Annotated in this window: 16 protein-coding genes; 14 read left to right on the plus strand and 2 right to left on the minus strand. The window is 70.8% G+C overall.

Annotated features, from left to right (window positions below; translation table 11 throughout):
• Window positions 1-23 precede the first annotated feature (23 nt).
• Window positions 24-2,162: an AAA family ATPase gene (locus NITAL_RS20185; RefSeq protein ID WP_052669848.1), complete on the plus strand. Its 2,139-nt coding sequence runs from the start codon at window positions 24-26 to the stop codon at window positions 2,160-2,162.
• Window positions 2,159-2,860, plus strand: a complete 702-nt coding sequence (locus NITAL_RS20190; RefSeq protein ID WP_052668066.1) for an eCIS core domain-containing protein — start codon at window positions 2,159-2,161, stop codon at window positions 2,858-2,860. The genes NITAL_RS20185 and NITAL_RS20190 overlap by 4 nt, the downstream gene beginning before the upstream one ends.
• Window positions 2,861-2,878: 18 nt before the next feature.
• On the opposite strand, the gene NITAL_RS20195 is transcribed toward NITAL_RS20190, so the two are convergent.
• Both NITAL_RS20195 and NITAL_RS20200 read right to left on the minus strand, forming a co-directional pair.
• A complete protein-coding gene (locus tag NITAL_RS20195; protein WP_052668067.1) occupies window positions 2,879-3,817 on the minus strand; it encodes a hypothetical protein in 939 nt (312 codons plus the stop codon).
• Window positions 3,817-7,257, minus strand: coding sequence for a hypothetical protein (locus NITAL_RS20200; RefSeq protein WP_052668068.1), 3,441 nt, complete (start codon window positions 7,255-7,257; stop codon window positions 3,817-3,819). The genes NITAL_RS20195 and NITAL_RS20200 overlap by 1 nt, the downstream gene beginning before the upstream one ends.
• Window positions 7,258-7,935: 678 nt before the next feature.
• Here NITAL_RS20200 and NITAL_RS20205 point away from each other — a divergent pair.
• The 12 genes from NITAL_RS20205 (at window position 7,936) to NITAL_RS20255 (ending at window position 18,137) form a co-directional block, all read left to right on the plus strand.
• Entirely contained in the window at window positions 7,936-8,907 is a 972-nt protein-coding gene (locus NITAL_RS20205) for a hypothetical protein (protein WP_157041987.1), read from the plus strand.
• 177 nt (window positions 8,908-9,084) lie between these two features.
• Entirely contained in the window at window positions 9,085-10,650 is a 1,566-nt protein-coding gene (locus NITAL_RS20210) for a phage tail sheath family protein (protein ID WP_052668072.1), read from the plus strand.
• A gap of 17 nt (window positions 10,651-10,667) precedes the next feature.
• Complete coding sequence (locus NITAL_RS20215; RefSeq protein ID WP_083441820.1) at window positions 10,668-11,117, plus strand: phage tail protein; 450 nt, start codon at window positions 10,668-10,670, stop codon at window positions 11,115-11,117.
• Between the two features lie 51 nt (window positions 11,118-11,168).
• Window positions 11,169-11,630: a phage tail protein gene (locus NITAL_RS20220; protein ID WP_211262545.1), complete on the plus strand. Its 462-nt coding sequence runs from the start codon at window positions 11,169-11,171 to the stop codon at window positions 11,628-11,630.
• 38 nt (window positions 11,631-11,668) lie between these two features.
• Window positions 11,669-12,112: a hypothetical protein gene (locus NITAL_RS20225; protein ID WP_211262546.1), complete on the plus strand. Its 444-nt coding sequence runs from the start codon at window positions 11,669-11,671 to the stop codon at window positions 12,110-12,112.
• Entirely contained in the window at window positions 12,109-12,267 is a 159-nt protein-coding gene (locus tag NITAL_RS29455; protein WP_342674238.1) for a DUF6760 family protein, read from the plus strand. Before NITAL_RS20225 ends, NITAL_RS29455 begins: the two co-directional genes overlap by 4 nt.
• A 1,885-nt stretch (window positions 12,268-14,152) precedes the next feature.
• Window positions 14,153-14,335 carry a hypothetical protein gene (locus NITAL_RS27525; RefSeq protein WP_157041988.1) on the plus strand — a complete coding sequence of 61 codons (183 nt, stop codon included), beginning with the start codon at window positions 14,153-14,155 and terminating at the stop codon, window positions 14,333-14,335.
• An 18-nt stretch (window positions 14,336-14,353) separates the two neighbouring features.
• Complete coding sequence (locus NITAL_RS20235) at window positions 14,354-14,785, plus strand: phage tail protein (RefSeq protein ID WP_052668077.1); 432 nt, start codon at window positions 14,354-14,356, stop codon at window positions 14,783-14,785.
• A 20-nt stretch (window positions 14,786-14,805) separates the two neighbouring features.
• Window positions 14,806-15,570 carry a CIS tube protein gene (locus tag NITAL_RS20240; protein WP_052668078.1) on the plus strand — a complete coding sequence of 255 codons (765 nt, stop codon included), beginning with the start codon at window positions 14,806-14,808 and terminating at the stop codon, window positions 15,568-15,570.
• 12 nt (window positions 15,571-15,582) lie between these two features.
• Window positions 15,583-17,415: a VgrG-related protein gene (locus tag NITAL_RS20245; RefSeq protein ID WP_052668080.1), complete on the plus strand. Its 1,833-nt coding sequence runs from the start codon at window positions 15,583-15,585 to the stop codon at window positions 17,413-17,415.
• A 10-nt stretch (window positions 17,416-17,425) separates the two neighbouring features.
• On the plus strand, window positions 17,426-17,728 hold the full coding sequence (locus tag NITAL_RS20250) for a PAAR domain-containing protein (protein ID WP_052668082.1): 303 nt from the start codon (window positions 17,426-17,428) through the stop codon (window positions 17,726-17,728).
• Between the two features lies 1 nt (window position 17,729).
• Window positions 17,730-18,137, plus strand: coding sequence for a GPW/gp25 family protein (locus NITAL_RS20255; protein WP_052668084.1), 408 nt, complete (start codon window positions 17,730-17,732; stop codon window positions 18,135-18,137).
• Window position 18,138 lies beyond the last annotated feature (1 nt).

Consider the following 18,138-nt stretch of genomic DNA (forward strand, 5'->3'; position numbering starts at 1 on the left):
CCGTCGGGCGCACCATCGCAAGCATGGTCCTCAAGGTCGACCCGGGCGCCGTGGCAGCGCCACCCCCCGACGCGCCCACCGCTGACCGCGTGCCGGGCGCAGCGTCCGTCCGCCACGTGCTGGCGCGCCTCAGCGTGCTCGAACGGCGGGTGCGGTGGCGGGTCGAGGCTCGGCGCGCCGGCGATCCTGAGCCCGACGACCCCCTACGCGGCCTGTACATCTCCGAGGAGCAGGTCGACGACCTGCTCGCCGCCACCGGACCGGCGCCTCCTCTCGACGTCACCCACGAGGACACGGCGGTCGAACGCTGGGCCGACGGCGTGGAGGCCCGCGGCGAGGTCCTCCGCTTGCGACGTCTCGCGGCGACCTTCGCGCTCGATCCCCTCGAGGTGGAGCTCCTCCTGCTGGCGATGGCCCCCGACCTCGATCCCCGCTTCGAGCGCCTCTACGGCTACCTCCACGACGACGTGACCCGGCGCCGGGGCAGCATCGGGTTGGCGTTCGAACTCCTCGGTCTCAGGTTCACCGACGCGGGTTCGCGCCAGCGGTTCCTCCCCGAGAGCCCACTGGTGGGTGGCCACCTGCTCGAGATCGGCGACCAGGAGCGCCCGTTCCTCACCCGCACCGTCCGGGTCCCCGACCGGGTGACGGCACACCTGCTCGGCGACGACACCCCGACCGCCGAGGTCGCCGCGCTCGAGGTCGAGGTCCCGGTGGTCCCGGTGGCCGAAGCCCTCGCCGTGACGCGAGCGATCGCCGCCGGCATCGCCGTCGTGTACGTCCGGGAAGGAGCGCGGACGGCGGGCCTGGCAGCGGGCGTCGCCGGACTGGCGGGCGCCGAGCTTCCCTGCCTCTGCGTCGATCTCGCGCGGATGGGTGACGCCGGCACGTCCCGCGAGATCCTGGCGGACGCGCTCCGCGAAGCCGCCCTCCGCGGTGCCGGGCTGGTGGCCGGTGTGATCGACGACCTCGTCGAGCGCGACGCTCGCCTGCTCGATCCGGTTCGGCACGCCCGCGTACCGGTCGTGCTGGTCGGGCGGCGCGCGTGGGACGCGGGCTGGCTCACCGAGGTCCCCGCAACGATCGTCCCGGGTCCGCTCGACCACGGACGCAGGGAGCGGCTCTGGCGGGACCTGGTCCCTCTAGGCAGTGGCCTGGACGCCGCCGCAGCGACCGTCCAGTTCCGGCTCAAGCCCGAGCAGGCCGTCCGGGCGTGGCAGACGGCGCAACGACAGGCGGCCACGGCGGGGCGTCCCGTCACGGCCGAGGACCTGCAGGTCGGCGCCCGGCTGCAGAACGCGGGGCGTCTCGAACACCTCGCCCACCGGCTCACCCCGGTGGCCAGCGTCGACGACCTCGTGCTGCCCACCCGGGTGACGGAGCTGCTGCGCGAGATCGTCCAGCGCGCCCGCCACCGCGGGACCGTCCTCGACGACTGGAAGATGGGTGGCCGCTCCGACAAGGGGCGGGGGATCACGTCACTGTTCGCCGGTGAGTCGGGGACCGGCAAAACGCTGTCGGCCGAGGTGGTCGCGCACGAGCTCGGCCTCGACCTCTACGTCATCGACCTCTCCACGGTCGTCGACAAGTACATCGGTGAGACCGAGAAGAACCTCGAACGCATCTTCGACCAGGCCGAGGACGTCAACGGGATCCTCTTCTTCGACGAGGCGGACGCGCTCTTCGGCAAGCGCTCCGACGTCAGCGACGCTCGCGACCGCTACGCCAACCTCGAGATCGCCTACCTGCTCCAACGCATGGAGCGGTTCGACGGGATCACGGTGCTCGCCACGAACCTGCGAGCCAACCTCGACGAGGCGTTCACCCGCCGCATCGACGTCCTGATCGACTTCCCCGAGCCCGAGGAGGAGGACCGACTCCGACTCTGGGAGCTGCACCTCCCCCCGTCGCTGCCGCGGGAGGACGACCTCGACCTCGACTTCCTCGCGAAGGCGTTCGAGCTCTCCGGCGGGGACATCCGCAACGTGACCTTGGCGGCTGCTTACGCCGCCTCCGTGGAAGGTGAGCCGGTCTCGACCGAGACCCTCGTCCGCGCCACGGCCCGTGAGTACCGCAAGCTCGGCCGGCTCGTGACCGAGTCGGAGTTCGGTCCGTACTACGACCTCGTGACCACCCGCACCACCGAGGAGGGTGCCCGATGACGACCCCTGATCACGACCTCGAAGGTCCCCACCACCATCCCCACCGTTCCGATGGCACCGATGGGAGCGAGACGGCCGCGACGGACCTGCCCTCCCAGCTCGGCAACGCCGCGATCGGCCGCATCGTGACCAGCGGCGTCCAGCGGTCCGGCGCCACGAGCGCCCAGCAGCTCGACGAGTCCGTCGCGCGAGCCATCCAGGAACGACGTGGCAGCGGGCAGCCGCTGAGCGAGCCCGTTCGTCGCGACATGGAGGGGGCGTTCGGCCACGACCTCTCCGACGTGCGGGTCCACACCGACAGCACGGCGCACGACCTCAACGAGGCCGTCAGCGCTCGCGCCTTCACGGCCGGCAACGACGTGTTCTTCAAACAGGGCACCTACGACCCGAGCTCGACCAGCGGCAAGCAGCTGCTCGGCCACGAGCTGACCCACGTGGTCCAGCAGCGGACCGGGTCCAGCGGCTTGCAGCCGGGCCAGGTCAGTGACCCTTCGGACGCTGCCGAGCAGCACGCGGAGTCGGTCGGCCACGCGATCGCCCAGGGGTCGGGGCCTGCCGCTGCCGCCGCGCCAGCCGCCGCACCCGCGGTCGCCCGGGAGGCGGAGCCCGAGGAGGAGGAGATGATGATGCCGTCGCGGGATCCGTCGGCACCGTCGGTCAACCGCGAGGAGGACCTCGAGGACCTCGAGGGCGAGTAGGAGCCTCCAGCCCGCCGGTCACGCTCCGCCGCGCTCCCACGACGGCCGCGCGTGACCGCTCCCCTGACCACGCTGTTGCTGATCGTAGGCCGACCGGATGGCGAGGTAGTCGTCACGTCCCCACCGCTCGACGAGATCCTGCATCGCGGGTTCGAAGGCCGTCCGGGCGACCTCGTTATCCCCGCCCCGGGCAAGGGTCGCCCACCCCACCGCGACCGCCTCGTAGGCGAGTGCGCGGTCGTCACGTCGCTCAGCGACCTCCGCCTGCGCGAGACAGGCGGCCGCGTAACGGACCGGGTCGGCGGTGAGCCGGGCCGCCTCCCTGGCCTCCAGGGTCGCCACGTAGGCGGCCTCGAGATCACCGTCGAGCACGTGGCGGGCGCAGCGGAGCATCGCCTGGTCGGAGCGCTCACCGTCATCACCCGGCGGTGCCGCAGGGGTCGCGGCGAGCGCCGAGACGAGCGTGGCGAGCGCTCGTCCGTGCTCCTCGCCGAGCGCTTCGAACCCACGCTGCACGTCGGCGGGGTCGACGTCACGAGCGATGGCGTCGATCTCGTCGGCGGCGAGGTCGAGCTGACCTGCCAGCGCGAGCGTGAGGGCACGCCGTCCCCTCGCGACGAGCCGCGCCGAGCCTTCCAGCTGCTGGACAGCCTCGTCGTAGGAGGCCACCGCCTCGTCGAAGCGGCCGAGCGTCCGCAGGCTCTCGCCGACCTCGAGCGCGGCCTCGCCCAGGGTCATCCCTTCGATGGCGAACGACCGCGCCTGGCGAGCGTGTTCGAGCGCGGGTTCGGCGTCGCCGGCGAACCGGCGGGCGGTCGCTGCCAAGCGCCAGGCCCGGCTCGCGTCCCGCGCCTCGGTCACCTCGGCGGCGACCTCGACGAACCGGTCAGCTGCGATGCCGAAGTGTCCCGCACGCAGCGCGTCGAGTGCAGCCTGGAGACGAGCGGCTGTGTGCATCAGTCGTCACCAGTGACCGACGTGATGTCGTGGTCCTGCGCCTCGAGGCGGTCGCGCGTCTCTTGGATCGCCTCGATCCGCGCCTCGCGATGCTCCTCCGCCCAGCGCTCCATGGCGGCGGTCCGTTCGGCACGTTGCGCCTGGAGCTGAGCCATGCGGGCTCGTGCCGCCGACTCGGCCTCGCGGTTCCCGGTGGCGACCTCCTGCGCCTCCGAACGGCGCTCGGCGGTGGCGTCGGCGATCGCCTGCAGGTCGTCGCTGGTCTGCTCGAAGTCCTGCTGGGTCTCCGGTGCCTGCTGGCTGGCCCCACCGATCTGCTCGGCTCGGCTGTCCATGATGGCTCGCTTCTGTGGGGCCGTGGTCCGTTCCGTTCGCATGTCCCGGTTCGTGTCCTCGATCGCACCGACGATCTCCGCCGATCGCTCCATCATGCTCCGACCTGCCCGCTGGGCCCGGTTGGGCATCACCCGTATCGTGAGGATCGATGCGAAGCGTCCGATACCACGGACCAGGGACACGAACGTGCCGAGCTTGCCCGACTCACGCTCGTAGCGTCCCGCCTCACCCTGCGCCCCTTCGAGCTCCTGCTCGGCCTGCTGGTGGGTCCGTGACCGCTCGCCGAGGGTAGTGCCGACCTCCTGGCTCGTCTCCGCCCCACGGTCGGCGCCGGCCTTGGCCTGCTCGAGCCGCGCTTGGTCGGCGGTCCGCGCCTCGATCTCCTCCTGAGCCTCCTGCTGCTGGCCGGCTGCCTGGAGCTGCGCGTCCTCGAGCTGCCCGAGCTCGATCTCGATCTGCTGCAGCTCCAGGGAACTGCTCGGCGGCGCCGGGTAGGGGGGCCGGACCGGTTCGACGACCTCCCGTCCCTCGTCCGGTGACGCCATCACGGGGGCATCGGCCGGTGGTACCGGGAAGTCCCCCATCGGGGGCGCAGGAGGGGGTGGGAACACGATCTCGACGAGCGCCGCCACGCCGTCGGCCGCGAGGGGGAACGACGACAGGACCCGGGACCAGTCGAGACGCCCCTCGCGGACCAGCCCGTCGAAGGCACCACCGGCCGACTGGCCCGCCAGGCCGGTCGTCGCGACGAAGGAGGCAACCTCTCGGGAGGCAGCGGCCCGGGATCGGCCGGGGGTCGCCGACCCGACCCCATCTGCGGTGGCGCCGCCTTCCGAGGCGTCGGCGCCGGCGGGCGGACGCGGGGTCGGCGGTGCCGCGGCGTCCTGCTCCGGCTGGATCACACGATCGCGCGTCTCCTGCATGGCTCGCTCGGCCTTGACACGCGCATCGGCCTCGCGGTTCTGGTAGCGCTGGTCGATCTCGCGCTGACGAGTGCCGTGCCGTTCACGGGCCTCCGCACGTCGGTCCTCGGCCCACTGCCGCTCGCTCGCCTTCCGGGTCGTGGCCTCGGCCTCGATCTGCTGGAGCCGTTCGGGGGCGTCGGGCTGCTGTCCGGCCCGCTCGCGCTGCCGCGCGGCCCACCGGTCGACGAGACCGACGCGCGCCTGCTCGGAGCGGTCGAGCGCCCGCATCGTGGCGGCGTGCCCTTCGTCGTTGCCACGGCGGGCCGAGTCGCGGACCCTTCCCCAGAACGAGATCTCCCGGTCCCGCTGCCCCTCGATGAAGCCCAGACGCCGGGACCCTTCGGCCGGCGACAGAGCGCCACGGGACGGCGTCGGGCCGCCGGCAGGCTCGGTCGGCACCGAGGCCCGCTCGTCACCCGGGATGCGGCCCGGCGGTTCGGGCGGGCGCCCGTCAGGTGACCGTGGCGGTCGGGCTGCAGGGTCGCGGGCCTCGGGTGCCGGACCGCCACGTGACGGTGTGCCATCGGGTGTCTGCGGCCTCGGCGGTGGCAAGGTCCCGCCGAGCTCCGTATCGAGTCGCTCGGCGCCGCGGAGCGTGCCCTCCGCCCGCCTCGTTCCGGAGGTCTCGGGGCCTGCGACCTCCGCCAGGCGTTGACGTGCCTTGGCTGACACCGTCGGAGCGTCGCGAGGTGGCGGTGGGTCGAGGAAGACACCCCGCTCCGCCGCGCGACGTGTCCGGATGCCCCCCAGCCCGCGAGCGCCCCTACCGGTGAGCCACTTGCCCCCACCGACGCCCCCGGCGGCCGCCATGCCCCCCATGAACCCACCGACCCCCTGGGCGTCGTCGCGGAGGGCGCTGCCCTGCGCCTCGAGCGCGTCGACATCCTCGAGGCCCATCTCGAGCAGGTGCTTGCGTCGGTAGTACAGCGCGAGACCGAGCAGGATGGTCTTGATGACGCCCATGACCAACGAAGCGATACCCGCCCCGAGCGCGACCTTGCCGAGGAAGGCCGCTGCCGGCGCCGTGGCACCGGCCGTCAGGAAGGCCAAGCCCGTGCACGCGAGCGCGGCGATGCCGGCGAGGCCACCGACGATGTCGACCACGTTGCCGATGATGTCGAGCCATTCGGCGGAGGCGCTGAGGCGGTTGGCCGTCAACTCATCGCCCTCGCCCTGGTTCCAGCGCGCCCGGATCGCGGCCGACTGCTCCCAGTCCTTCGTGGCGAGGGCGAACACCGCGACACCACCGCTGATGACCGCCCCGACCGGCCCGGCCGCCTTGGCGGCCTGGCTGACGCCGCGCGCGGCGAGCATCCGGCTCGCCTGCGACGTCGCGAGCATGCTCACGACCGTGACGGCGCCGCCCATGAGCGCACCGTCCTTGGCTCCGCCGGTCAGGCCGGCGACGAGGAGGTCGTTGACCCGCTGACGGCGCAGCGAGCTGCCCGGATCGCCCCACGCCTCGACAGGGGTGGAAGCGGGGGGCTCGGTCGGCGTGGACTCCGCGCTACCGGAGCCGGCGCTGTCCCCGGGCGCGGGAGCCGGGATGGGACGCTGATGTTCCTGCTCCTCACGCGGGATCGATGCTGGCGCCGAGGTGCCAGCCGCCCCACCGGGGTCATCCACGTCCTCCTCGCCGTCCTGACCTGTGCCCCGTTCCTGCAGGCGGGGAGGCTCTGCCGCACCGTCCTCCGGCGACGGTTCGAGCGTGCCGTTGCCGTCGGGCGGCTGCGACGCCTGCGGCGGGGGGTCGGGGTGCGGGGGATCGGGGTGCGGGGGCACCGGTGGTGCGTCCGGCGGCGCCGGGAGGCTGGCATCGACCTCCTCCGGGGTCCGCGCCTCGTCGCGATCCGGCGGTCGGTCCAGGTCGACGCCACCATCGGGTGGGGTGCGTTGGATCGGTGGTGGCGCGCCGCGCGTGGCCCGGCTCCGCATCGCGACAGCGGCCGCGTTGCCGGCGGCGAGCTGCACGGCGAGCAACGCTCGCGGACGGAGCGAACTGGCCGTCACCGCGCGCCCGGCCCCGACGAGCCCCCCGAGCGCCTCGGGCACCGTGCGCTCCGGCGAGGGCCGGTCGTGCCCGGACGACGCATCGCGCGTGACGTCGGGCTCCGGGGCCGCCGCCGTTCGCTCGCTCACAGCCTGCCCTCGCCGGTCATCAGCACACTCTACGAGTTTGGCGGCGGCGAGCCGCTGCCTCGTCGGGTCGCCGAGAGGGCAAGCGATCCTGCACCTGCCGACAGCCAGCGCCATCCCCTCTGGCAACGTGCGGCACCGATGCTGCCCGTTCGGGCAACCCACGCTTCCCCGGGAACGACCCCTCGGTTCATGCACCGGCCTCACCGCCTTCGCACCCTGAGGTGTGACGAAGGAGCGGCGTCCAGCGCGACGACGAGGTGGAACTCGACGAGCCCCCTCGCCGGAGCCTCGGAACCGGGAGTCGCCCGTCAGCCTGACGAGGAACTGCTCGGCGAAGAGGTCGACTGATGGCCGCGACCCGGCCGGTAGCACGTGTTCCGCACACGGGGCCGGTCGCCCATACGAGCGGAGGTTGAAGTGACCGAGCGCGCCAGGGCAGAGCGTCGTGACCCGCGATCCACGGGAACACCACGTGCGCCGCACGTCTCTCCGAGCACGGCCAACTCGACGGTTCGCGGTGTGGGTCCCGACGCGAGGGGATCGACAGGTGGCCCGCTCCCCGCGACCGCCCGGGAGTTGCAGGGAACGGCCGGGAACCAGGCGGTCGCGGCCATCGTGCAGCGACAGCGCGCTGGGGGGGAGATGCTGCGGGCGGGTGTCCTCCGCCGAGAGGATCCGGTGGAGATCACGTTCGAAGACGACGAGGGCGTGCACTTCACGACGTCGGCGAGCACCCCCGATGCGCGCCTCACGCGGATCCACACCAGCATGGGACAGGCCCTGAGCGGCATGTACCGCAGCCTGGATCGAGGTCTCCTGCTCTTCAAGAACCGGATGGACTTCTCATCCGAGCAGGAGGCGGAAGCCCGACTCGCTGCAGCGATGGGGAAGGCCCTGATGAAGTCGCTGCTCGATGTCGCACTCGACGCCACCGGGCCGATGAAGCCGTACCTCAAGGCAGCGATGGACGTCGGCATGGCGGCTTGGGATGAAGGCGAGCGCGCGTCGACGGCGTCCGGTGATGCGCAGATCGCCGCCTTCATCGGCCGGGTGATCGATGGCATCGATCGAGCTGACCGACTGACGATGGAAGCGCACGCCGAAGGGCTCGACGGCTTCCTCCAGGCGTACCCCGGCTCGAGGACCTCGACGATCATCGAGGCCGAGGAGGAGGCTTGGCTCCAGCGAGCGGATGCTGACGTGCGGAGGTTCCGCCAGGCCACGCCGGATGCACAGTCGGTGCGACAACGGATCACCGAACGCTTCGCCGACACGGGGAGGCTGACCGCTCCCATCTCGCAGGGCGGACGTCAGAGTGGGACCCTGTACCTGAACCTGCGAGCCAGCCGATCACGGTCGGGTGTACTGCAGGTCAACGGCGACAGCAGCTGGACGCTGGCGACGACGGCACCAAGGCCCGATCGCATCGCGCAGAACCTGGCGGACGCGATCTCGTCGGTCGCCGATACCAGGTTGCCGAAGATCCTCACGATCGGATCCGGCATGCTTCGTCCGACGATCTGGTTCGTCGATCCAGCGAGGCCGCAGTACCGAGGCCACGACGAGGCTGCTTCCCGGGCTGCCTGGTCGCACCCGGAGATCCGGGAGGCAGCCCTCGCGATCACCCGCATCCGCGGAGCCAGCCGGTAGGCAGGTGCGGTAGCCCGGCGGCGGCGCCACGGCGAGGTTCGGAAGGACCGTTCGCCGTCGCTGTGCCCCAAGGGGCAACCGGACGTTCCCGCTGCCTGGCACCGATGAGCGTTGTTCCTCGGGGAGTGCGGGTGGACGCTCGCGGGACCAGGACCGTCGTGCACGAGGAGGCTGCGCATGCCGCAGTACCTGTCCCCAGGCGTCTACGTCGAGGAGGTCGAGTCAGGCTCGAAGCCGATCGAAGGTGTCGGGACCGCGGTCGCGGCCTTCGTCGGCCTCGCCCAGATGGGCCCGGTGAACCAGCCCACGCTGGTGACCAACTGGACCCAGTTCACCGGCACCTTCGGTGCCTTCATGGAGGGTTCGTACCTCGCGCACAGCGTCTACGCCTACTTCCAGAACGGCGGCGGTGCGTGCTACGTGGTGCGGATCGGCGGCAACGGCGAGAACGGCAAGCCGACCGCGCGAGCAGCCCTCACCTCGGGCACCAAACAGGGTCTCGAGGCCTACCGCGTCAGCGCCATCGAGGCCGGCGCAGGTGGTGACGACCTGTCGCTCGAGGTCCGTGACGTCAAGGAGAACGGGGACGACGACGGCGGGGCTGGCAAGGCCGGCACCGCCTTCACGCTGGTGGTGAAGAAGGGTGGCAAGCAGGTCGAGACGTTCGAGAACGTCACCACCGACAAGCGTGCGAAGACCGCCGTGGTCACCACCGTCAACGAGACGTCGGAGTTCATCCGCATCGAGGAGATCGGCAAGGGCTCGCTGACCGATCTGAGGCCCAGCGCCGGGACGATCTCGCTCTCGGGCGGAACGGCGGTGGCCCCCGCGCCCCGGCTGGCGCCCGACGACTACGTCGGCGATCCCTCCGACCGCACCGGTTTCGGTGGTCTCGAGGCCATCGAGGACGTGACGATGGTGTGCGCGCCCGACGTCATGGCGGCCTACCAGCAGGGCGGCCTCGACCTCGACGGCGTGAAGGCCGTGCAGCTCGGGATCATCGCCCACTGCGAACTCATGGGCGACCGCATGGCGATCCTCGATCCCCCGCCGGGCCTCAACGCCCAGCAGGTCAAGGAGTGGCGCGTCGACGTCGCGGGCTACGACAGCAAGTTCGCTGCGCTGTACTGGCCGTGGATCAAGGTGTTCGACCCGGCGACGGGCACCAACCAGTTCGTGCCACCGAGCGGTGCCATGGCCGGTATCTGGGGCCGCAGCGACGACACGCGCGGCGTCCACAAGGCCCCGGCCAACGAGGTCGTCCGCGGCGTGCTGGACCTCGAGCTCAACATCACCAAGTCCGAGCACGACCAGTTGAACCCGGACGGCATCAACTGCATCCGGGCGTTCCCGGGTCGGGGCATCCGCGTGTGGGGTGCCCGCACGCTGTCGAGCGACCCGTCGTGGCGGTACATCAACGTGCGACGGTTGTTCAACTACCTCGAGAAGTCGATCCTCGGCGGCACCCAGTGGGTGGTGTTCGAGCCCAACGACATGGACCTGTGGGGACGGATCCGCCGCACGATCAACAGCTTCCTCACGCGGACGTGGCGCGACGGTGCGCTGTTCGGCGCCGCGCCGGAGGAAGCGTTCTTCGTCAAGTGCGACGCGGAGACCAACCCGCCCGACGTCATCGACGCCGGCCAGGTGGTGTGTCTGATCGGCGTCTCGCCGGTGAAGCCGGCCGAGTTCGTCGTGTTCAAGCTGTCCCAGTTCTCGGCCGGCAACGCCGTCGAAGAGTGACCAGGAGGTCGTGAACCATGGCATTGGACTTCATGAGCGGTGACGCCGCGACCAGCCACATCTACCAGGTGGAGTGCGACGGGATCACGTTGGCGCAGTTCCAGGAGGTCTCCGGCATCTCCGTCGAACGCCAGGTGATCGAGCACCGGGCCACCCTCCCGGGGGGCCAGGAGGTCATCAAGAAGGAGCCGGGACCGATCAAGTTCGGCGACATCACGCTGAAGCGGGGCGTCACCGACGACGACCAGTTGTACGAGTGGATCGACCAGGTGGTGAAGGGCGACATCACGTCGGCACGCCGCAACGGCTCGATCGTCCAGTACGACACGATGTTCGCCGAGATCAAGCGCTGGAACTTCATCAACGGTTGGCCGTCGAAGTGGGAGGCACCGAGCTTCAAGGCCAACGCCAACGAGATCTCCGTCGAGTCGGTGACCCTCACCGTCGAGGCGATCGAGAAGGGCTGAGCGGACGACGTCGGGACGCGGAAGGAACACCGTCCGTCGCGACGCCGGCGCGTGGGAGATCGGGCCATGGGCATGTTCGAGGAGCACCGAGCTCACACGAGCCTCCGGTACGGGCTCGAGGTCGACGGGGTCACCCTCGCGGAGTTCCAGGAGGTCTCGACGATCACGATCGAACAGAACGTGATCGAGCAGAAGGTGTCGTCCGGCGCGGGAGCTGTCGAGACCCGCAAGTACCCGGGGAAGGCCACCTACGGCGACATCACGTTCAAGCGGGGTCTGACCGAGGATGACCAGCTCTACCGCTGGATCGAGAAGGTCAGCGGCGGCGAGTACGAGGGTGCGCTGAAGGGTGGCGCCATCCTCCAGTTCACCGAGAGCCTCGACGTCGCCAACCGCTGGAACTTCGAGGGTGGTTGGCCCTCGAAGTGGGAGCTGTCGGGCCACAAGGCGGGCTCGACGGACACGACCGTGGAATCGATGACCATCAAGGTCAGTCGGATCTGGAAGGACTGAGGCGTCCCCCGACGTCCCGTAGCAGCGAGGAGCGAGCGATGGCGGCAGGTACCCGAGCAGCAGCGCCGAGCGCGGTCGACGTGGCGGGGCACCGTGAACGCGGCGAGGAGACGCTGCGCACCGAGTTCGACTTCGTTCTGCCCCGCGGCTACCTCGACGCGACCGGGACGGTCCACCGCGCCGGCGTGATGCGGCTCGCCACCGCTCGCGACGAGATCCAGCCGCTGCGCGACCCCCGGGTGCGCAACCACGAGGCGTACCTCACGGTCATCCTCCTGTCCCGCGTCGTCACCAAGCTCGGCGCCGTGGACCCGATCACCCCCGCGATCATCGAGGAACTGTTCGCCACCGACCTGGCGTTCCTCCAGGACCTCTACCGCAGGGTCAACCAGGAGGGGCATACAGAAGCCGGGGTGACGTGCCCCTCCTGCGATCACGAGTTCGTCGTGGACGTGGCAGGTGATGCGGGGGGGCGATCCTGACGTACGCGACCGATGATCTGTACCAGGAGGTCGCGTACGTCGCCTACCACCTCCACTGGTCCCTGGCGGAGATCCTGGACCTGGAGCACCCGGTGCGCCAGCAGTTCGTGAACCAGATCGCGCGGATCAACCGACAGCTGTCCGGCGAGGAGTGAACGGATGTGGCGCAGGCTGCTCGGCAGCATCCTCCGATCATCCACCGCCGGAGGCGGTGGTGCTCCGGCCGTTGCGACCACACCCACCCCACGCCGACGCGAGTGGCAGACGCTGCCGCCACTACGTCTCCGGTCGGAGCGCCCGCTCGAGCAGGTCTCCGGGATGGCGCGCTTCAGCAGCGAACTCACCGACCGCAACCGAAGTGTTCGGTACCTGGCGCCGCTCGGCCACGAGCTCACGCCGCAGGCCCCGCGCGGGATCGCGACCGGGATCGCCCGTGCTGCGGCGACCCCGCTCGCCGGTCAAGGCCCCCCGCGCCCCCTGCTCGGCCGGCGTTCCCTTCGTATGGGCGAGGGGTCGACCCACCGGCGTTGGCCGACGTCGAACCGGACGCCAGCGACCGATCCCGATGGCAACTCCCCCGTGCACGGAGACCCCGCGGTGCCGCTCGCACCGACCGCCCCGGTGGCCGATGATCGCCCACCGGCACCTCCGCCCAGCCCGCCCACGAGCGTCTCCCGGAGCGCTGAGAGCCGACCCACGGTCCCGAGCGCCTCCCGGCGCGCTGAGCGGCGGCCCACGGTGGCCCAGGACCAGAGGGCAGCGCCGTCGTCGGACCGGTCCTCCCCCGACCAGCCGTCGCCCGACCCGCCGTCCCCCGGCCAGCCGTCGCCACCGTCCGGCGCGAGCGGCCGACCACCCGCTCGGCCGCTCGTCAGCACACCGCCTCGGGTCCTGCGGTCGGTGACCCCGACCCGGCCGGTGACCCCCCCGACCGCACCGGCACCGCGACCTGGCGGGCTTCCGCGGCGGCCCCTGCGCTCCCGCCCCGTCGCAGGAGAGCTCCCCGTCATCGACCGGTCCGCCGAGGGGTCGACCGCTTCGCTGGCGTCATCCGTACCGCCGGCGGGACGACCCGTCGATCCGCCGGCGGCGCCGACCGAGGTCGCTGACCCCGGGGCAGCATCGACCTCGCCGCTCGTCGGTGGACCACCGCCGACCTCGACCGAACTCACGGCCCCATCCGCGACCGGCATCCAGCCCACGCTCGGAGAGCCTTCGGTCAGCAGCTCGCTCCGGCCGGCGGCTCTGATCCAGCGGTCACCGATCTCCGAGGCCCGGCCGCGGCGCAGCGGTCTCGGTACCCCCTTGGACCGGCTTCCGCCGACGGCGCGGTCCGTTCACGAGCCTCGACGCGGTGCTGCGGCGGTGACGGGCCGCGGCCGCAGCGAGGCGATCAGCCGCGGACTCCAGCAGCTGCTGCCCCCTCCGGCACGGTCCGTCACGCCGGATGGGCCACTCGAGATCCCGGTGGCTCCACCCGTGCCCGCCCCGGCGTGGGCCGGGCCTCCGGTGGTCGCGCGTCGGATCGAACCGGCCAACGCCCCGGCGATCGACCGGAGCGCCGTCGCGGACCGACCGGTCGTCCCCTTGACTGGACTCCGAGAGCCGCTCGTCCCGGTGGCCGCCGACGTCGAGGACGAGGACCCGCCGGCCGAGGCCGAACCTCCGGCACCGGTCCCGGTCCGCTGGTCATCCGGACCGACTCCCGCCCCGAGCCGACCCGAGCCCGCCCCCTCACGGCCACCGGTCCTGCGTGCCGTCGAGGTGCGGTCCCCTGCCGCACCGGCACGGAGGATGGGTCCGCCGCCGCGGCCGCAGGAGCCGTCGCCGCGGCCCTCCTCGCCCCGCGACGCGCTCGGTGACCTGCCGCCGAGCTTCGAGGGCCATCCTCTTGTGGAGCGGCTGATCGCATCCCGCCAACCGGAGCCGCCGACGGGCTCCGCCACTCCTCTCCGGCTCGCCACCCCTGTCATGCGTTCGGCGGATCCACCGTCGCCGCCGGCGGCCCCGACCGCGCCCGCCGCCGGACCATCGCAGGTGGTGCAGCGTCGGGTCGAGGTCGGCGAGGTGGCCGTGACGCCCTCCGAGGTGGCGGACGCGGAACTGACCGACGGGCAGGTCGAACAGGTCTTCCACGAGCTCTACCCCCGCGTACGCGACGAGCTGCGCTGGGAGCTGCGGGTCCAGCGTGAGCGCGCCGGGCTCCTGAGCGACCCGCTCTAGCGATGGAGGTGACCGTCGATGGGTGACGCCCTGAGCCATCTCTTCCACGTCAGGCTCGACTGGGTCGACGTCGGCCTGTGGGCCGAGTGCTCCGGGCTCGAGGTCGAGTACGAGATGGAGGAATACGTCGAGGGCGGACAGAACCTCTTCGTCCACAAGCTGCCCGGAAGGATGACCTTCAAGCCCATCGTCCTGACGCGACCGATCGACAAGGACTCGGCGAAGCTCAGGAAGTACATGGCCAGCGTCATCATCGGATCAGCGGCACGGTCCACCGCGTCGATCACCGTCTACGACGCCGACCTCGAGGCGGTCATGAACTGGAGCTTCATCGACGTGGTGCCAAAGTCGTGGAAGGGCCCGACGTTCAACGCCGGCGAGGAGAAGGTCGCGATCGAGGAGTTCGCCTTCGAGCATCACGGCTTCGACCTCATGACCGGTTCGCTGTAGCAACCGCCCAGGAGCAAGCCATGACCTCGGTCTCCATCCCGACCTCCGGATCCGGCGCAGGGTCGACGGCGGCGACGGCAGGCACCCAGGTGACCGCCAAGGCCTTCTTCATGCCCGACGAGCTCTGGCTCGCCAGGTTCGGGCTGTCCGATCCTCCCATCCCTGTCCTGATCTGCCGCTACAACCCCAAGTCGTTGACGATCGAGGGCGGCGGCGAGTGGAAGAAGTTCAAGGCGACCGAGCAGGTCGACACGCCGCCCGCCACGTTCAGCAACCCGAAGCCTCGTTCGATCAAGGGCCTCGAGCTGCTCTTCGACATGTTCGAACTCCCGTACGGCAACCTCGACTGGGAGCTGCGGGCGATCGAGGACTGGTGCAAGCCGCGGGAGTCGATCCTGCCGGGCGACCACCAGGTCAGTGCGGTCCAACTCCGCTTCCAGTGGGGTGAGAAGCGGTACTTCAAGTGCTACATCAAGTCGTACGTCGTCGAGTACACCCACTTCTCGAAGAGTGGGGCACCACTGCGAGCGAAGGTCACCCTCACACTCGAGGAGGCCGTCAGCCCGGCGGAGGGCCAGAACCCCACCTCGGGCGGCGACGGAGGTGAGCGCAGCTACGTGACGCGGGCGGGCGACACCCTCCACTCGATCGCCTACCACCACTACCGCCACCCGCGGTACTGGCGCGGTCTGGCTGCCTTCAACGACATCGACGATCCGCTGCGCCTGCCCACCGGTGCCGTCGTGTCGCTCCCCGACGCGTCGGTCGTCGCCGACCTCTCCTAGAAGGGACGTCCCGTGGTCCTGGCACGCGATGCCAACGCGTCGAAGCCGGTCGTCAAGCTCAACGGCGCGCCGTTGATGCCGCCGCAGCTGAACCAGTCGATCATGCGGGTCGTCGTCGAACGTCAACGCAACCTGCCGGCGATGTGCGAGGTGGAGTTCCTGAACAACTCCCCGCACACCCTTCCACCTGCGGTCATCGACAACCCTCTGATGCGCCCCGGCGCGGCGCTGGAGATCGAGGCCAGCCCGGCGACGATGGACGACCCGACCCAGACCGCCCTCGGCCCGCTGTTCGACGGCGAGGTCGTCGCGGTCGAGGCCTCCTTCACCCCCGGGAGCTCGCAACGGTTCCTGCTCCGCGGCTACGACAAGAGCCACCGCATGCACCGGCAGCGCAGGACCGAGACCTTCACGATGACCCCCGACAACATCATCGTGAGCAACATCGCGCGGGAGCACGGGTTGACCACCATCGCCGAACCGACCGGTGGGCCCCACGAGTACGTGTGTCAGCGCAACCAGACGGACTGGGAGTTCATCCTCGAGCGCGCCCGCGAGAACGGGTTCGAGGTCGGGATGTCGCTCGGGAACCTGCTGTTCCGTCGTGCTGGCGCGGATCCGACCGCAGGCATCCCGCAGCGGCTGACGCTCGGCCAAGGGCTCCTCTCGTTCCGCCTGCGCGCCACCTCGGCCGAGCAGCCGCAGACCACCAAGGTGTACGGCTGGAACTCGATGCTCAAGCAACAGATCATGATGCCGGGGGTGCCGGCGACCGGCGAGAACATCCCCGTCGACCCCCAGCTCCTACCGATGACCATCGCGGCCCGGCTGGGATCGAGCGAGGATGCCGGCGTCGACATCCCGATGGACCTCCCGCCTCAGGCGGCGGCGAACGCGACGGCCCGAGCGGCACACTTCGCCTCGGCGTCGGTCGAGGCCGAGGGCAGCTGCCGCGGCAACCCTGCCATGGTCCCCGGCGGCAAGATCACGGTCGACGGGCTGGGTACGAGCTTCTCCACCGACTACGTGCTCACGACCGTTCGACACGTCTTCGACTTCGACCACGAGAACTACGTCACCTCCTTCACGGTCAGCGGCCTCCACGACCGCAGTCTGTTCGGGCTGGCTCACCCGGGCGCCGCGACCCGCGCGAACGGGCACGAGGGGGGCGGAGGCGCCAACACCGCCAGTCCGATGATCGGCAAGGTCAGCAACACCAACGACGAGATGCAGCGGGGCAGGGTCAAGGTCGAGTTCCCGTCCCTGGGCGACGCCGTGGAGTCGCACTGGGCACCCGTCGTGTCGGTCGGCGGCGGCGACGGCAAGGGGTTCCAGTGCACCCCGGAGGTGGGCGACCAGGTGCTCGTGGTGTTCGAGCAGGGCGACATGCGGCGGCCCTACGTGCTCGGCGGCGTCTACGGACCGCCCACCGAACTCCCAGAACCCCAGGTGCTGGCCGTCGCCGATGGCGAGACCAAGCTCCGGGTCTTCAAGACCTCGGGGGGCCACGTCCTGAGGTTCGCCGAGACGCTGACCCCTCCAGAGCAGTCGATCACGCTGGAGACCAGCGGCGGCTCGAAGCTCGTGATCCAGGAGAGCCCGACGAACGAGATCACGCTGATCGCCGGCCAGCACGAGATCACGATCGACGCGACGACACAGAAGATCACGATGAAGACCCTCGGTGAGATCGCGATCGAGGCCACCCGCACGCTCTCGCTCAAGGGGACCGCAGGGGTCGACATCGAGAGCAACGGCCCGGTCAACATCAAGTCCACGGCCAAGCTGACGCTCGAGGCCGTGGGCATCGCCGAACTCAAAGGCAGCCTCGTGAAGATCAACTGAGGGGTAGCTCGTGTCGAAACCCGCAGCACACATCGGCGGCACGACGGTGACCGGCGACGCGATCCTGCCGCTCCCCGGCCGCCCTCCGCCGACGGTGACCATCAGCAGCCAGGTCCCGGCGCGCATGGGCGACAAGGTGGATGGAGCGGCGTGCACCGGCGCGGTCACGCTCGCGAGCATGACCGTCACGATCAACAGCGTTCCCGCTGCCCGAGTCGGTGACCAGGTCATGGGCGTCAATCCGGCGTCGGGTGCGCCGGTCACCACCGCGATCGCTCCCCCCGGGATCGTCACCGTCCTGATCGGAGGCTGAGATGGTCTACAGCCCACCGTTCATCGGCCGGGGTCTGGCGTTCCCGCTGCGCACCTCCGCCACCGGGGCGATCGCCCTGGTCGAGGACCAGGTCGAACTCGAGGAGGCGATCCGCCTGATCGTCTCCACCGCTCCAGGCGAACGGCCCATGCGCCCGGAGTTCGGCTGCCGGATCCACGACTACGTGTTCGCCCCGATCAGCGACACCACCATCGGCAGCATCATCTTCGCGGTCGAGCAGGCGCTCGAGCGGTGGGAGCCACGAGTCGACGTCGCACAGGTCCAGGTGTACGCCGACGACGACACCGACGGCCTCCTCTACATCGACGTTGGCTACCGGGTCAAGGCGACCAACGACGAACGGAACCTCGTCTTCCCGTTCTACACGATCCCCGAGCACGAGGACTGAC

The organism is Nitriliruptor alkaliphilus DSM 45188 (genome assembly GCF_000969705.1).
GTDB classification, from domain to species: Bacteria; Actinomycetota; Nitriliruptoria; order Nitriliruptorales; family Nitriliruptoraceae; genus Nitriliruptor; species Nitriliruptor alkaliphilus.

Excerpts from the sequence above, each read along its gene's own strand:
- NITAL_RS20185 (WP_052669848.1), top strand. The coding sequence starts at position 24 with ATGGTCCTCAAGGTCGACCCGGGCGCCGTGGCAGCGCCACCCCCCGAC.
- NITAL_RS20190 (WP_052668066.1), top strand. The coding sequence starts at position 2,159 with ATGACGACCCCTGATCACGACCTCGAAGGTCCCCACCACCATCCCCAC.
- NITAL_RS20195 (WP_052668067.1), bottom strand. The coding sequence starts at position 3,817 with ATGCACACAGCCGCTCGTCTCCAGGCTGCACTCGACGCGCTGCGTGCG.
- NITAL_RS20210 (WP_052668072.1), top strand. The coding sequence starts at position 9,085 with ATGCCGCAGTACCTGTCCCCAGGCGTCTACGTCGAGGAGGTCGAGTCA.
- NITAL_RS20215 (WP_083441820.1), top strand. The coding sequence starts at position 10,668 with ATGGCATTGGACTTCATGAGCGGTGACGCCGCGACCAGCCACATCTAC.
- NITAL_RS20225 (WP_211262546.1), top strand. The coding sequence starts at position 11,669 with ATGGCGGCAGGTACCCGAGCAGCAGCGCCGAGCGCGGTCGACGTGGCG.
- NITAL_RS20235 (WP_052668077.1), top strand. The coding sequence starts at position 14,354 with ATGGGTGACGCCCTGAGCCATCTCTTCCACGTCAGGCTCGACTGGGTC.
- NITAL_RS20240 (WP_052668078.1), top strand. The coding sequence starts at position 14,806 with ATGACCTCGGTCTCCATCCCGACCTCCGGATCCGGCGCAGGGTCGACG.
- NITAL_RS20255 (WP_052668084.1), top strand. The coding sequence starts at position 17,730 with ATGGTCTACAGCCCACCGTTCATCGGCCGGGGTCTGGCGTTCCCGCTG.